Source organism: Pseudomonas corrugata, from assembly GCF_050920615.1.
Lineage (GTDB): Bacteria > Pseudomonadota > Gammaproteobacteria > Pseudomonadales > Pseudomonadaceae > Aquipseudomonas > Aquipseudomonas corrugata.
On sequence record NZ_CP130434.1, the window covers coordinates 2983757 to 2998385 of the forward strand.

General features: G+C 60.6%; 12 protein-coding genes. 11 read left to right on the forward strand and 1 reads right to left on the reverse strand.

Features of this window, described 5'->3' with window-relative positions; all coding sequences use genetic code 11:
* Positions 1-83 precede the first annotated feature (83 nt).
* Positions 84-1709 carry an alpha,alpha-trehalase TreA gene (gene treA / locus QZH45_RS13485; protein ID WP_055136189.1) on the forward strand — a complete coding sequence of 542 codons (1626 nt, stop codon included), beginning with the start codon at positions 84-86 and terminating at the stop codon, positions 1707-1709.
* 76 nt (positions 1710-1785) lie between these two features.
* Entirely contained in the window at positions 1786-2298 is a 513-nt protein-coding gene (locus QZH45_RS13490) for a DUF488 domain-containing protein (RefSeq protein ID WP_237140477.1), read from the forward strand.
* Positions 2299-2300: 2 nt separating this feature from the next.
* Here QZH45_RS13490 and QZH45_RS13495 read toward each other — a convergent pair whose 3' ends face one another.
* Entirely contained in the window at positions 2301-4010 is a 1710-nt protein-coding gene (locus QZH45_RS13495; protein WP_055136188.1) for an amidase, read from the reverse strand.
* Between the two features lie 590 nt (positions 4011-4600).
* On the opposite strand from QZH45_RS13495, the gene QZH45_RS13500 reads away from it, so the two are divergent.
* The 9 genes from QZH45_RS13500 to QZH45_RS13540 all read left to right on the forward strand — a co-directional run bounded on the left by QZH45_RS13500 (position 4601) and on the right by QZH45_RS13540 (position 14627).
* On the forward strand, positions 4601-5611 hold the full coding sequence (locus tag QZH45_RS13500) for an ArsJ-associated glyceraldehyde-3-phosphate dehydrogenase (RefSeq protein ID WP_024781326.1): 1011 nt from the start codon (positions 4601-4603) through the stop codon (positions 5609-5611).
* Positions 5608-6825 (forward strand): organoarsenical effux MFS transporter ArsJ, encoded by a 1218-nt coding sequence (gene arsJ / locus QZH45_RS13505; RefSeq protein WP_055134875.1) that lies wholly within the window; start codon positions 5608-5610, stop codon positions 6823-6825. The genes QZH45_RS13500 and arsJ overlap by 4 nt, the downstream gene beginning before the upstream one ends.
* Positions 6826-7044: 219 nt before the next feature.
* Positions 7045-7776: a GntR family transcriptional regulator gene (locus QZH45_RS13510; protein WP_024781324.1), complete on the forward strand. Its 732-nt coding sequence runs from the start codon at positions 7045-7047 to the stop codon at positions 7774-7776.
* Positions 7777-7910: 134 nt separating this feature from the next.
* On the forward strand, positions 7911-9197 hold the full coding sequence (locus QZH45_RS13515) for an MFS transporter (RefSeq protein WP_053192208.1): 1287 nt from the start codon (positions 7911-7913) through the stop codon (positions 9195-9197).
* On the forward strand, positions 9190-10050 hold the full coding sequence (locus QZH45_RS13520; RefSeq protein WP_055134876.1) for an amidohydrolase family protein: 861 nt from the start codon (positions 9190-9192) through the stop codon (positions 10048-10050). Before QZH45_RS13515 ends, QZH45_RS13520 begins: the two co-directional genes overlap by 8 nt.
* Positions 10051-10210: 160 nt before the next feature.
* Complete coding sequence (locus QZH45_RS13525) at positions 10211-12385, forward strand: PAS domain-containing sensor histidine kinase (RefSeq protein ID WP_055134877.1); 2175 nt, start codon at positions 10211-10213, stop codon at positions 12383-12385.
* 26 nt (positions 12386-12411) lie between these two features.
* Entirely contained in the window at positions 12412-12750 is a 339-nt protein-coding gene (locus QZH45_RS13530; protein ID WP_237140478.1) for a response regulator, read from the forward strand.
* Between the two features lie 183 nt (positions 12751-12933).
* Complete coding sequence (locus QZH45_RS13535) at positions 12934-14001, forward strand: hypothetical protein (RefSeq protein WP_053192199.1); 1068 nt, start codon at positions 12934-12936, stop codon at positions 13999-14001.
* Between the two features lie 107 nt (positions 14002-14108).
* The gene (locus QZH45_RS13540; protein ID WP_024781318.1) at positions 14109-14627 is read left to right on the forward strand and encodes a hypothetical protein; all 519 of its coding nucleotides are present in this window, start codon (positions 14109-14111) and stop codon (positions 14625-14627) included.
* Positions 14628-14629: the final 2 nt, after the last annotated feature.

Genomic DNA, 14629 nt, shown 5'->3' on the forward strand with positions numbered 1-14629 from the left:
CATCGATCCGGCGATTTAAATGAACCCAGTGTCACTCTCTCATGTCACTCGTTTGTCCAGGAACGATAACAGGGAGTCCACTGATGCGACCTTTGCAATTCACCAGCCTGTCCTTCGCCGTCGTGCTTTGCGCGGCCTGTTCCAGTCAATCACCGGCAACATGGAGCTACGCCGATGCCCAGGGACGGGCGAACTCGCCACCTGACCAGGCCTACCCGGAGCTGTTCGAAGCGGTGCAGCGCGGTCAGGTGTTTACCGACCAGAAACACTTCGTGGACGCGCTGCCCGACCGTGACCCGGCGTTGATCCGTGCCGATTACCTGGCCCGCCGTGAAAGCGCCGGCTTCGACCTCAAGACCTTCGTGAAGAACAATTTCACCGAGTCCGGCGAAGCCGAAAGTCCGGCACCGAAACCCGGCGCGCCGATCCGGGAGCACATCGACAATCTCTGGCCGGTGCTGAGTCGAACCTACAGGGAAGTGCCTCAATACAGCAGCCTGTTGCCCTTGCCCCAACCTTATGTGGTGCCGGGCGGGCGTTTTCGCGAGATGTATTACTGGGACTCCTATTTCACCATGCTCGGTCTTGAGCAAAGCGGCGACAAGGCCCAGGTTCGACAGATGGTCGACAACTTCGCCTACATGATCGACACCTACGGCCACATCCCCAACGGCAACCGCACGTACTACCTGAGCCGCTCCCAGCCGCCGTTCTTTGCCTATATGGTGGAGTTGCAGGCGCACATCGAGGGTGACCAGGCCTACAATCGGTACTTGCCACAACTGCAGAAGGAATATGCCTACTGGATGGCTGGCGCGCAGGCGCTCAAGCCCGGCACGGCTGACCGGCATGTGGTCAAGCTGGCGGATGGCAGCGTGCTCAATCGCTACTGGGATGCCAGCCCAACGCCGCGGCAGGAGTCATGGTTGCAGGACGTCAAGACTGCCGAACAGACGACGGACAGGGCGAAACCGCAGGTCTGGCGCGACCTGCGTGCCGGCGCCGAAAGTGGCTGGGACTTCAGCTCCCGCTGGCTGGGCGACAACAAGGACCTGACGACGATACGTACCACGTCTATCGTGCCGGTGGACCTCAACAGCCTGATGTATCACCTGGAACGTACCATCGCCAAGGCCTGCGCAACCGTCCAGAACGTGCCCTGTGTCCAGACCTATGGCCACCGCGCCGACCTGCGCCAGCGTGCCATCGAGCAGCATTTGTGGAAGGCCGATCGCGGTTATTACGTGGACTATGACTGGCAACTGAAGCAGCAACGCCCCAACCTGACCGCCGCGACGCTGTTTCCGTTGTACACCGGTTTGGCCTCGGCCGAGCGTGCGGGTCGTACTGCCGAGGCGGTACGTTCGGGCTTGCTGCGTCCGGGTGGTATCGCGACTACCCAAGTCAGCAACGGTCAGCAGTGGGATGAGCCCAATGGCTGGGCGCCGCTGCAATGGGTGGCGGTGGAAGGTTTGAACCGTTATGGGCAAACCGCGCTGGCAGAGCAGATCGGCACGCGCTTTTTGCAGCAGGTGCAGAATCTCTATCGCGCCGAGGACAAGTTGGTGGAGAAATACGACGTATCCGGCGCGGGACAGGGTGGCGGCGGGGGTGAATATGAGTTGCAGGATGGCTTCGGCTGGACCAATGGTGTCACGCTCAAACTGATGGAAAAATATGCCGTGAGCGCCGAATCCGGCAGTCATTGACCGTGCGGTGTCGAGGGTCTTCGTCATGAGCTGTGTTTATACGATAGGTCATTCGACCAGGACCCTCGAACAGTTCGTGGAAACAATCGCAAGCTTTGATATCGACACTGTGGTCGATGTGCGAACGGTTCCGCGATCCCGGACGAATCCCCAGTACAACCTGGATACCTTGCCTGCTGAATTGGCCCGGCTGGGGATCAACCATGAGCAGCTCCTGGAGCTGGGAGGGCTGCGAAAGAAGTCTAGAAGCGTCTGCGCAGAAACCAACGCATTCTGGACCAATCGCAGTTTCCACAATTACGCCGACTACGCGCTCTCGCAGGAGTTCGAGGACGGTCTGAACCGGCTCCTGGCGCTCGGCGAAACCCAACGGTGCGTCATCATGTGTGCGGAAGCGGTCTGGTGGCGCTGCCATCGCAGGATCATCGCCGACTATCTACTGCTCCGCGAGGTCGAGGTCATCCACATCATGGACAAGGATAAGTCGAGCAGGGCGATATTGAACCCTGCCGCAAAGGCCCACGGGCTCAAGCTGACTTACCCGGCATTGGAGCAGCAGGGTGGCGAGCGAAGCCCCCCCACCTTTTAGCTTCAGCGCGTCGACAACGGCGGCGTACGCGCCGGTACTCGTCGCTTCGACCCGGTCGATTCGAATGCCGAGGCCAGGCGCAGCAGCTTCGAGTCGTCATAGGCACGACCGGCAAACGTCAACCCGACAGGCATACCGATGTCCGCCATGACGCCCATCGGCACCGTGACGGTAGGCACGCCCAGATGGCGGATGGCGAGGTTGCCGTTGGCGACCCAGACGCCGTTGCTCCAGGCGATGTCCGCGGAGGCCGGGTTGACGTCGGCGTCTGTCGGCCCGACGTCGGCGACGGTGGGGAAGATCACCGCATCGAGTCCAAGTTGCTTCATCCAGTCTTCAAGGTCGATCTGACGGGTCTTTTCCAGCCCCCGCAGGCCGTCCGGCAGGGTGGGGATCTGGTCCCAGGGTGTGATGCCACGCTCGGCCAACTTCACGTATTCGTCCATGCCTGCGGCCAGATCGTCCTCGCGGTTGGGCAGGGTGCCCGGGTCGTGGGGGAAGATCAGCGGGCCGTTCACGTCGGCCAGGCGATTGAGTTTCGGATCACCGTTGGCCCGCAGGAAGTCGTCGAACGCCCAGGCGGACAGGTCCCACAGTTCGTGATGGAGGAATTCCTTGGAGACCAGGCCACGGGTAAACACCGTCGGTGCGCCGGGGCGGTCGCCCTCGCAGTTGGACACCAGCGGGAAATCCACTTCTACCACTTCGGCGCCACAGGCTTGGAGGGTCTTGCGTGCCTCATCCCACAGGGCGATCACCGACGCTCGGGTGATGATACGTTGCCCGGTCGGACCGCCGATGCCCGGGGCTTCGGCCGTGCCGGCGTCGGGATCGGCATTGATGTACATGCGCGGAACGCCGAAGCGGATACCTGCCAACGCCTCGGAAGTGGCGGCGAGCGAGGGATAGGAGGCGGGCCGCACGGTGTCGACGCTCGGGATGGGCACCCAGGGTTGCAGGCGCCACAGGTCGCCCCGGGTGTCCGGGTCCTGTGCGACCACCACATCCAGCACTTCCAGCAGATCGGCCATGGTTCGGGCGTAAGGCACAACCACGTCCATCGTTGGCGTCAGCGGCCAGTTGCCGCGCACCGAGATCACGCCACGCGAAGGCGTGTAGGCACACAAGCCATTGTTCGAGGCCGGGCCACGTCCGCTGGACCAGGTTTCTTCGGCGAGACCGAATGCCGCGAAACTGGCCGCCGTTGCAGTGCCGGCGCCGTTGGAAGAGCCCGATGCAAACGGTGCGGTGAGATAGTCGCCGTTGTACGGGCTCTCGGCACGGCCGTACACGCCGCGCTGCATGCCGCCGTTGGCCATGGGCGGCATATTGGTCTTGCCCAGGCAGATCGCCCCGGCACCGCGCAGCCGCTCGATGGTGAAGGCATCGCGGTAGGCAATCAGGTCCTTGAAGGCCGGACTTCCGGAGGCCGCGGTGAGGCCCTTCACCAGATAGCTGTCCTTGGCGGTGTAGGGAATGCCATCGAGCGGCCCCAGCGTCTTGCCCTGGACGCGGCGGGCATCGGACGCCTGTGCCTCGTTCAGTGCCTCTGGGTTTCGTACCACGACCGCGTTCAGGGCGGTGGACGTATTAGGGCCGTCGTAGGCCTCGATCCTGGCGAGGTAGGCCTGGACCAGCTCAACTGCTGTCGTCTGGCCAGACTCGAGTGCGGCGCGCAATTGGGCAATGGAAACTTCAGTGACTTCGATCATGCTGTTATCGCTGCGGATGACGAGAGATGGGGTTGGACACCCCGGGCCTCTCAAAGTGGATTCTCATTCGATTGCTGTGCACTTTACCACCGCCATCGCGAGCAAGCTCGCTCCCACATTGGATCGGCGGTGCATGCATTGCTTATGTACGACACAGGCCCCTGTGGGAGCCGGGCTTGCCAGCGAAGGCGGTGGTACATTCGACATGGATGCAAGCCGAACCACCGCCATCGCGAGCAGGCTCGCTCCCACATTGGAGCTGCGGTGTGTGCATTACTTTCGCGCGACGCAGGCCCCTGTGGGAGCCGGGCTTGCCCGCGAAGGCGGTGGTACATTCGACATGGATGCAAGCCGAACCACCGCCATCGCGAGCAGGCTCGCTCCCACATTGGAGCTGCGGTGTATGCATTACTTTCGCGCAACACAGGTCCCTGTGGGAGCGAGCCTGCTCGCGATGGCGGCGGCACATCCAACATTGAACGACCTGATCCACCGCTCTTCCAATTTGCCCCCGCAATACCGGTACCGGGGGGCTTCCCATTACATACGGGAAAACATATATTCGGATTTTCATATATGGGGCAGGCAACATGACGATCAAAGTGGGCATCAATGGTTTTGGCCGAATCGGTCGTCTCGCGATGCGGGCCGCCTGGCATTGGCCCGAGTTCGAGTTTGTGCAGGTCAACGACCCGGCCGGTGACGCGGCCACCCATGCGCACCTGTTGAATTTCGACTCCGTGCACGGCCGCTGGAGCCACCAGGCCGATGCAGACGGCGACGACATCGTCATCGAAGGCCAGCGAATCAAAGTGACGGCCAACAAGACCATTGCCGACACCGACTGGTCAGCCTGCGATCTGGTGATCGAGGCCAGTGGCAAGATGAAGACCGTCGCGGTGCTTCAGGCTTACCTCGATCAAGGCGTGAAGCGCGTAGTGGTCAGCGCCCCGGTGAAGGAAAAGGGGGCGCTGAACATCGTCATGGGCGTCAATCACCAGCTGTTCAAGCCCGCTGAACATCCCATTGTCACCGCCGCGTCCTGCACCACCAACTGCCTGGCCCCGGTGGTCAAGGTCATCCACGAAAAACTCGGCATCCGCCACGGCTCGATCACTACCATCCATGACCTGACCAATACTCAGAGCCTCCTCGATCAACCCCACAAGGACCTGCGCCGTGCCCGTGCCTCGGGCCTGAGCCTGATCCCCACCAGCACGGGCTCGGCCACCGCCATTGCGGAAATCTTCCCCGAGTTGCGTGGTCGCCTCAACGGCCACGCCGTGCGCGTGCCACTGGCCAATGCTTCGCTGACCGATTGCGTCTTCGAGGTCGAGCGAGCCACCACTGTCGAAGAAGTGAATCAATGGCTCAAGGACGCCTCCGAAAACGAATTGAAAGACATCCTCGGTTTCGAAGAGCGCCCCCTGGTGTCCATCGACTACCGGACCGACCCACGCTCATCCATCATCGACGCGTTGTCGACCCTGGTTATCAACGGTACCCAGGTCAAGCTCTATGCCTGGTACGACAATGAGTGGGGCTATGCCAACCGTACCGTCGAGCTGGCGCGGATGGTCGGTCTGGCCGGGCACCCATGAAAACACTGGCAGCTCTGACTCCAGAAGTGCGGCAATACCTGCTCGTCACGGGTAACTACTGGACGTTCACCCTCACCGACGGCGCCTTGCGCATGTTGGTGGTGCTGCACTTTCACGCGTTGGGCTACAGCCCGCTGCAAATCGCTGCGTTGTTCCTGTTTTACGAACTCTTCGGCGTCATTACCAACCTGGTGGGAGGTTATCTGGGAGCCCGGCTGGGTTTGAACCGCACCATGAATATCGGCCTGGGCCTGCAGGTCGTGGCATTGCTCATGTTGACGGTGCCGGCAGTGTGGCTGACCGTTCCCTGGGTCATGGCAGCCCAGGCTTTGTCCGGGATCGCCAAGGACCTGAACAAGATGAGTGCAAAAAGCACCCTCAAGCTTCTCGTTCCCGACGGGCAACAGGGAATGCTCTACAAGTGGGTGGCGATGCTCACCGGCTCGAAAAATGCCCTCAAGGGCGTGGGTTTTTTCCTCGGTGGCGCCTTACTGGCTTCGATGGGGTTCAGGGGGGCGTTGCTGGCGATGGCCAGTGCATTGGCGCTGATCTGGATCGGTAGCCTGATCCTGCTGAAGAGGGACCTGGGCAAGGCGAAAGCCAAACCCAGGTTTCGCGACCTGCTGTCCAAGAGTCGTGCGATCAATATTCTGTCGGCGGCGCGGATGTTTCTGTTCGGCGCTCGCGACGTCTGGTTCGTGGTGGCCCTGCCGGTCTACCTGAGCAGCGTCTTTGCCTGGGACTTCTGGAAGGTCGGTGGTTTCCTCGCCGCCTGGGTGATCGGCTACGGCCTCGTGCAATCGTTGGCGCCCTACATCACCGGCAAAGAACGGGGGCATGTACCGGACGGCCGTGGCGCGTTCCTCTGGGCGCTGGCGTTGGCTGGCCTGCCGATGGCTATTGCGCTGGGCCTGGGCACCGGGCTGTCGCAACAGATGGTGCTGCTCGGCGGACTGGCAGTGTTTGGTGCACTGTTCGCGGTGAACTCCTCCCTGCACAGCTATCTGATCGTGTCCTATGCCAAGGAGGACGGCGTATCACTGGACGTGGGTTTCTATTACATGTCCAACGCCATGGGCCGATTGATCGGCACACTGCTTTCCGGTTGGGTCTATCAAACTCATGGACTGGAAGCATGTCTGTGGATTTCCAGCGGCTTTGTCCTCCTCGCCGCCCTCATTTCCATGGCATTGCCTCGTCACGCGGGATATTGATCATCCAGCACAGAAAACACGGCCACGCCCGGCAGCATGGCCAAGGTGTGAAGTTCAGTCACTCGCCGCTCATCCAGCTTCTCCGCCCCGGGATCCGGGCAACTCGAAGCACGCCATTCGTCAGCCATATGCCGAGGCCATTCTTGACAACCTCGCTGCCTGGGCAAATACTCGGCGCATATTCATATATATGACTAGATAACAAGGTGAATAAAGTCGATGAAAGCCCTCCCCAGTGATGTTCGCCTGCCGCTTTATCAACGCCTGCGAGACCAGTTGGCTGAACAGATTGCCAACAATCGCTGGCGTCCGGGAGAAGCAATTCCCACTGAGGCAGCCCTCTCGGCGGAGTATCAGCTGTCTACCGGTACCGTGCGCAAGGCGATCGATGCGTTGGTCAGCGAGGGCATTCTGGAGCGTCAGCAGGGGCGCGGTACCTTCATTCGTCGCCCTCAGTTCCAGTCTTCGTTGTTCCGCTTCTTCCGGTTTCAAAGCGCGTCGGGCGAACGTCGGGTCCCGGAGAGCCGCATCTTGTCCATCGAGCCGGTGGCTGCGCCGTCGGCGGTGGCACAGGCGCTGGGATTGCCCGTCGACGCGCCGGTGATCCGCATCGTACGTGTACGTCTGCTGGAGGTCGAACCGGTGCTCGCCGAAGAGATCTGGTTGCCGCGCAGCCGCTTTCAGCCGCTGCTCGACATCGACCTGAGCCAGAAGGGGCCACTGCTTTATCCCATCTACGAGGAAACCTGCGGTCAGGTAGTTGCCTATGCCGAAGAAACCCTCACTGCTGAATCGGTGAATGACGTTCATGCGCGCTTGCTGCATGTGCCGGTCAACAGCCCGGTCGTGGTGATCGAGCGTCTGGCGCGGGACTACGCCGGCAACCCGCTGGAGTGGCGACGCTCTCGCGGCCATGCCGAGCATTTCCGCTACAGCGTGGAAATTCGTTGACCGTGCCGGATTAGCGGGTCACCCGACGGCGAGTCATTCGCCGCGGCTTTTACTGTTGTGCTTGCCATCACTGGCCCTGTAGCGGCGCGGTTCGCTCTCGGCTGCCTCTCGTTCTGCTTATAAGGATAAAAATCATGTTCAGTTGGTATCGCCAAGTCACTGCGCGGGAGCGCAAAACATTTTGGGCCTGTTTCGGCGGATGGTCACTCGATGCGCTGGAAGTGCAGATGTTCGGCCTGGCAATACCGGCGCTGATTGCAGCGTTTGCCTTGTCCAAGGGCGATGCGGGGCTGGTCAGTGGCGTGACGTTGATCACCTCGGCCATCGGCGGCTGGGTCGGCGGCACGTTGTCGGACCGCTACGGTCGGGTGCGCACGCTGCAATGGATGATTCTGTGGTTCTCGTTCTTCACCTTTCTGTCCGCGTTCGTCACCGGTTTCCACTCATTGTTGGTCGTCAAGGCATTGCAAGGTTTCGGCATTGGTGGCGAGTGGGCCGCCGGTGCGGTACTGATGGCCGAAACCATCAACCCCAAGTACCGGGGCAAGGTCATGGGCACTGTACAAAGTGCCTGGGCAGTGGGCTGGGGGCTGGCGGTCGGGGTCTTCACCCTGATCTACTCGTTCGTGCCCCAGGATATGGCCTGGCGGGTGATGTTCATCGTCGGTCTGCTGCCGTCGTTCCTGATCATCTGGGTCCGGCGTAACGTCGAAGAACCCGACAGTTTCCAGCGCTTGCAAAAAGAACAGGCCATACCCAAGGGGTTCCTCAAGTCCTTGGCTGGCATCTTTCGCCCTGAGTTGATCCGCGTGACGCTGTTCGGTGGACTGCTGGGACTGGGCGCCCATGGCGGTTATCACGCGGTAATGACCTGGCTGCCCACCTTTCTCAAGACCGAACGCAACCTGTCGGTACTCAATTCCGGCGGTTACCTGGCCGTCATCATCTTTGCCTTCTGGTGTGGCTGCGTGGTCAGCGGCTTGTTGATTGATCGCATCGGCCGTCGCAAGAACATTGTGCTGTTCGCCTTGTGCTGTGTCGTGACTGTGCAGTGCTATGTGTTCCTGCCGCTGACCAACACTCAGATGCTGTTCCTCGGGTTCCCGCTCGGCTTCTTTGCCGCCGGCATTCCGGCGAGCCTCGGGGCACTGTTCAACGAGTTGTACCCGGCGGATGTGCGTGGTGCCGGCGTGGGGTTCTGCTATAACTTCGGCCGCGTACTTTCGGCGGTGTTCCCCTTCCTGGTCGGCCACATGAGCGATTCAATGTCGTTGGGCTCAGCCATTGGCATTGACGCAGGAATTGCCTACGGAGTGGCGGTGCTCGCGGCGCTGTGTCTTCCGGAAACCCGCGGGCGGAACCTTGAAGCCGCCGCACCGGCAAACGCCAAGGTCGAAGGTAACGAGCGTGCCCATGCCTGACACGTTCTCCATGCCGATCACCGGTATCGATTCCCATGCCCACGTGTTCGATCGTGGGCTGGAGTTGACCGTCGAACGGCGCTACACGGTTGACTATGACGCGACGCTTGGCCAATACCTGCACCACTTGAAAGCCCATGGCCTGAGCCATGGCGTGCTGGTGCAGCCAAGCTTTCTTGGCACGGATAACAGCTATCTGCTGGCCGCGCTCCAGCAGGCTCCGCAGCAATTACGCGGAGTCGTGGTACTGGAGCGAGACGCCAGCCGTACCGATATGGATAACATGGCCCGACTGGGGGTGGTTGGTGTTCGCCTGAATCTGATGGGCAAGGACCTGCCTGATTTTCGCGACGCTGCGTGGCAGGGCTTTTTCGGCCACATGGCTGAGCTGGACTGGCATGTCGAACTGCACCGCAGCGTAGCGGACCTGCCAGGGCTGATTCACCAACTGCTGCCGTTTGGCATCAAACTGGTGGTCGATCACTTCGGTCGCCCGGATTCGCGCCTGGGCCTCGAGCAACCGGGTTTCCCCGAGTTGTTGGAGCTGGGTTTGAGCGGACGAGTGTGGATGAAAGTGTCCGGTATCTACCGACTGGCCGGGACCGATCAACAGAATCTCGACTTCGCCCGAGCCTCGTTGGCCTTGCTGGAGCAGAGCTTCGGCCCACGGCGGCTGGTATGGGGCAGTGACTGGCCGCATACCCAGCATGAGCAAACCGTTGGCTTCGACACGGTAATGGGGCAGTTGCACGCGTTGGGATGTTCGCAGTCGTTGATGCGGGCGCTGATGGTGCAAGCGCCTCAAGCATTGTTTGGCTTTCCGGACAAGGACTGTGGTACCAAGTTGACCTGAACTCGTACGACGAATAGGGATCTAGTAGCCTGTGTGGCTGATTCGTTTACTCAACTTCGGCGCCAGGACTTGCCAGCCTGCGTTGCCATTCCTCGCCGTAGCGGGGCTACGACTCGTCATGGCGCCTTGCCTGGTTAGCCAGGTGAATCGAGGATTACTGATGTCAAACGTTGAAGAACTTCCCAGGGAAACGCTGGCGTCGAGTGAATACGAAAGCCTTGTTTCGATTGGCACAAACGCGCTCGAGGCTATTCCCGGTGCGGTGTATTTGTGCGACCGCGAGGGTTGGCTCGTCAGGTACAACAGTGAGGCGGCTGAACTCTGGGGACGCAGCCCGGAGCTCGGAGTGAACGGTGATCGCTTCTGTGGTTCCCATCGATTGTTCTTGACCGACGGTACGCCGCTGGCGTTTGAGAATTGCCCGACGGCCACGGCGCTCGCCACAGGCGTCGTGGCGCGCAACCGGGAAATCGTCATCCAGCGCCCGGACGGGGTGCGGTTCGTGGCACTCATGAACATCCGTGTCCTGAAAGACCGGCGAGGTGTCATCCAAGGGGCGATCAATTGCTTCCAGGACATCTCTGCACACCACGCCATGGCCGAGGAGCTTCGCCGTAAGAGCACCGACCTCGAGGACTTCTTCGAAAACAGCGCCGTGGGTCTGCATATCGTCAGTGGCGAGGGCATCATCCTGCGCGCCAACAAGGCCGAACTGGCCCTGCTGGGTTATGCGGAAGAAGAGTACATCGGCCGCCATATCACCGAGTTTCATGTCGATGAGCCGGTCATTGGCGATATTCTCAATAAACTGAGCAGCGGTGATTGCCTGGAGAGCTACCCTGCGCGCTTGCGGGCCAAGGACGGTTCCATCAAGCATGTCTCAATCACGTCCAATGGGCGGTTCGAGGACGGGAGACTCTTCAACACCCGGTGTTTCACCATCGACGTGTCTTGCATTCATGCAGCCGAGGCGGCGCGCCAGGAGAGCGACGACAGGCTTGCAGCCACCTACGAGGCAGCGACTATAGGGATTGCCGAGGCCGACATCGACGGTCGTCTGCTCCGGGTTAACGATGCCCTCTGCCGCATGTTGGGCCGCACTCGCGAACAGTTGCTGGCGATGACGTTCCTGGACTATACCCACCCGGACAGTGTCGGGCAGGACGCGGCCCTGTATGCACGCCAGGTTGCCGGCGAACTGGATAATTATGTGCTGCGCAAGCGCGCCCTCAAGCCGGATGGCGAGATCGTCTACCTCGACATCCACAGTTCGTCGGTACGCGATGCAGGCGGCGAGTTCCGCTATGGCGTGCGGGTGCTGCAGGACGTCACCCTCGCGCAGCGAATGGAAAACCAGGTTCGCGAGAGCGAACGGCATATGCGCAATGTGCTCGAAGCACTGCCCGCAGCGGTCTATACCACCGACGCCGAAGGCCGTATCACGTTCTATAACCGTGCGGCTGTCGAATTGTCCGGGCGCACGCCTCAGTTGGGCGACATGTGGTGCGTGACCTGGAAACTGTTCAACACCGATGGAAGTCCGCTGCCCCACGACCAATGTCCCATGGCCGTGGCGTTGAAGGAAAACCGCGCGATTCGAGGTGTCGAGGCTGTCGCCCAGCGCCCGGATGGAACCCGTGTGCCGTTCAATCCCTATCCCACGCCCCTGCATGATGCCGAGGGCAACCTCGTGGGCGCGATCAACATGCTGGTGGATATTACCGAGCGCAAGCAGGCGGAAAACCGGCAGAAAACGTTGATCGACGAGCTCAATCATCGGGTCAAGAATACCTTGGCCACGGTGCAATCCCTGGCCGCCCAGACGGCGCGCAACGCGCAGGATGCAAAAGACGGCTACCGGCGGTTCGAAGCCCGGCTGCTGGCGCTGTCGCGGGCTCATGACCTGCTGACGAAGCGGCACTGGGAAGACACCCCATTGGACTCCCTGGCCCATGAGGTGCTGATGCCGGTCTTCGGGCTCGAGCTCGATCGCATCACGATCAAGGGTGCGACGATCGACGTCGGCACACGGGTGGCGCTCAACTTCACGATGACCCTCAATGAACTGGCGATCAACGCGCTGAAATATGGCTCGATGTCCGTCGAGACAGGCTCGCTTTCGGTGACCTGGGACCTGCAACCCCAACCAAACGGCACCTTGTTCACCCTGGATTGGCGGGAGCAGGGCGGACCGCCCGTGGCCCGGCCGGAGCGGGAAGGGCTGGGCTCTCGCCTGATGAAACGCTGCATCGAGCGCGATTTGGGCGGCCAGTTCGACCTGACCTTCGCCCCGGAGGGCGTTTACTGCCGCTTCTCCTTTCTGATCGGAGCCTAGGCATGCCTCCATTCGCTGGAGTCAGGGTGCTCGTCGTCGAGGACGAAGGCGCGATTGCCATGTTGATCGAGGAAATGCTGGAGGATTTCGGCTGCGAAGTCGTGGCCTCGGTGGCCCGGCTCGCGACGGCGCGGGACGAGGCAAGCGCGGCGCACATCGATCTGGCCATTCTGGACGTCAACCTGGCCGGCGAACGGGTTTTCCCGGTGGCCGAGATCTTGCGCGATCGCGGCATTGCGTTCTTGTTCAGCACCGGATACGGCGCCAGCGGCGTGCCGGTCGAATTCGCCGGGTACCCCGTTTTGCATAAGCCATTTTCGGAAAACGAGTTGCTGCAGCGGATGACCCAGGCGTTGAGGCGTTGAGGCGTTGAGCGTCGACGTGAGACTCCTGCGCAATGACCCGGCGCCTCCTGGGCAGCCTCCCTTCAGTGAAGAGCGCGTCGCCCGCTGAGCGCATTTGGACAAGGCCGTTATTTTCTTCCGGTTGATGTGTCGGGACTCGACTCTGGTGCTAGCCTTTTCAGCGCATCCAAGGAGGAGAGCGCCGTGTCCAATTGCAAGAAGTGCCACTACTCGGTCAGCGACCTGTTCATGTATTGCCCTTATTGCAATACGTTACTGGACGACGATTCAGCCTCTCTACCGAGCGCCTCTCCACCGAGCAGTGCAACGATCAAACATGTCGCACGCGTCACGCCGAAAATCGCCATCGGTAAGGTTCGAATCGAAGGGCTGGGCGAGATGGATCCGCCGGAAGGAGTGACCCCGCCGTTCAATTTCAATCCGACACCTGGTGGAACCGGTGCACTCGGCCGGCTTGTTGATTCAAAGGGGCGTGGTTGGTATTTGATGAGGAATCGACCTCACTCCAGTCTTTACCATTGGCGCAAAATCTTCAGGGCCAAGCGCAAAGGTGGCGGCTTCCACATGACGATGCGGCTTGAGCGAGAACAGCCTTCGATGCACCAGATCGCCGCCGACTGGAACCATCGCCAATGGGCGGTTGATGAGTCGGGCTACAGCAATATGTCGCTGGAACAAGCGCTGGTGGGCACCGGCCGCAATGCCGATAAGCGCAAGTCTCAAGGCAGCGTCATGGCGAAGTTTTTCATTGCCGTCGCTAACGGTACGGCGTTCGGCCTGCTGCCCCCCTTGAGCAGTGTCACTGTTGGCGACGCAAGGAGGGCAGTGGAATTGATCGAAAGTGGGTCGCTGTCGGCATCGCGCTATGCCGCCCGTGACGATCAGGAATGGCTTCATCTGCGCGGCCATGGTCTCGGTGGCAGGGAAGAGCCCAGTAATCTGGTCGCGGGCAGTCATGGAGCCAACAGTGAAATGGCAGCCATCGAAATGGTGCTCCAGCAATTCGATGGCAAGCGGCCCCTGACCTACAGTGTCAAGGCAGACTGCCTCCCCGGAACATTGATCAGCACCCTGATTACCATGGAAGTGTTGCTGAACGGCACGCGAATCTTCTCGCAGGTGATCAACGCAGCTCGCCTGCGACTTTCTTTATCTGAGTATGCTCATATCCAGGATGAACTGGTGAATCGCATCGTGACCGATGGCCGCAAAGGGCGTGAAACGGTGTTTGTGCCGGCGTCGACGAGTTGAATGACCCTCCTTGGGGAATAGTCTCTTGTGGTAATGGTCGCTAATCAACCGTGCTGTCGATGCGCTAATATCCGAGCTCACCTCCCGTACCCCGGACGTTCTCTTTCATGAAATTGCACTTGCTTGCTGCCAGTCTGTTCCTTGCCTGTACCCTGACTCACGCTGCCGAGCCGAAGTCCGTTCCAAAACCGTTGGAGGAGCAGATCGGGCATCTGGTGGCACTCCTTAAAGACAGCTACGCCACCGGTTACCCTGAAGCGACGCTGGTGCAGACGCTGGATACTGGGGAGGACAGCGAAGTAACGCTTGCGGTGTTCACCATTGAAGGTTTCGGTATGGGCAACAATTACAGCCAATACCTGGCGGCTTTTACCCCTGAAGAAAACGAAGAAGGCCAGCAGCGTTACAACTTGCTGGATGTGATTCGCATCGGTGGTGACAGCTGGCGTTCGATCGATAAGCTGGATGCCAGGCTGGTCAGTGATCCGACGGGTGAGCAGACCTTGATCGATCTTCCGGTTATGGAAAATACCGACGACGATGCGCCGAATTTTCCTAGCCGGGCGGCCACCATTCACCTGTCGCTGGATGGGGCGCAGTCGCTTCGGTTGGTGGAACTGAAGTAGGG

Coding starts and splice junctions, on each gene's coding strand:
- QZH45_RS13495 (WP_055136188.1), bottom strand. CDS start 4,010: ATGATCGAAGTCACTGAAGTTTCCATTGCCCAATTGCGCGCCGCACTC.
- arsJ (WP_055134875.1), top strand. CDS start 5,608: ATGAAAACACTGGCAGCTCTGACTCCAGAAGTGCGGCAATACCTGCTC.
- QZH45_RS13510 (WP_024781324.1), top strand. CDS start 7,045: ATGAAAGCCCTCCCCAGTGATGTTCGCCTGCCGCTTTATCAACGCCTG.
- QZH45_RS13540 (WP_024781318.1), top strand. CDS start 14,109: ATGAAATTGCACTTGCTTGCTGCCAGTCTGTTCCTTGCCTGTACCCTG.
- QZH45_RS13500 (WP_024781326.1), top strand. CDS start 4,601: ATGACGATCAAAGTGGGCATCAATGGTTTTGGCCGAATCGGTCGTCTC.
- QZH45_RS13525 (WP_055134877.1), top strand. CDS start 10,211: ATGTCAAACGTTGAAGAACTTCCCAGGGAAACGCTGGCGTCGAGTGAA.
- treA (WP_055136189.1), top strand. CDS start 84: ATGCGACCTTTGCAATTCACCAGCCTGTCCTTCGCCGTCGTGCTTTGC.
- QZH45_RS13515 (WP_053192208.1), top strand. CDS start 7,911: ATGTTCAGTTGGTATCGCCAAGTCACTGCGCGGGAGCGCAAAACATTT.
- QZH45_RS13520 (WP_055134876.1), top strand. CDS start 9,190: ATGCCTGACACGTTCTCCATGCCGATCACCGGTATCGATTCCCATGCC.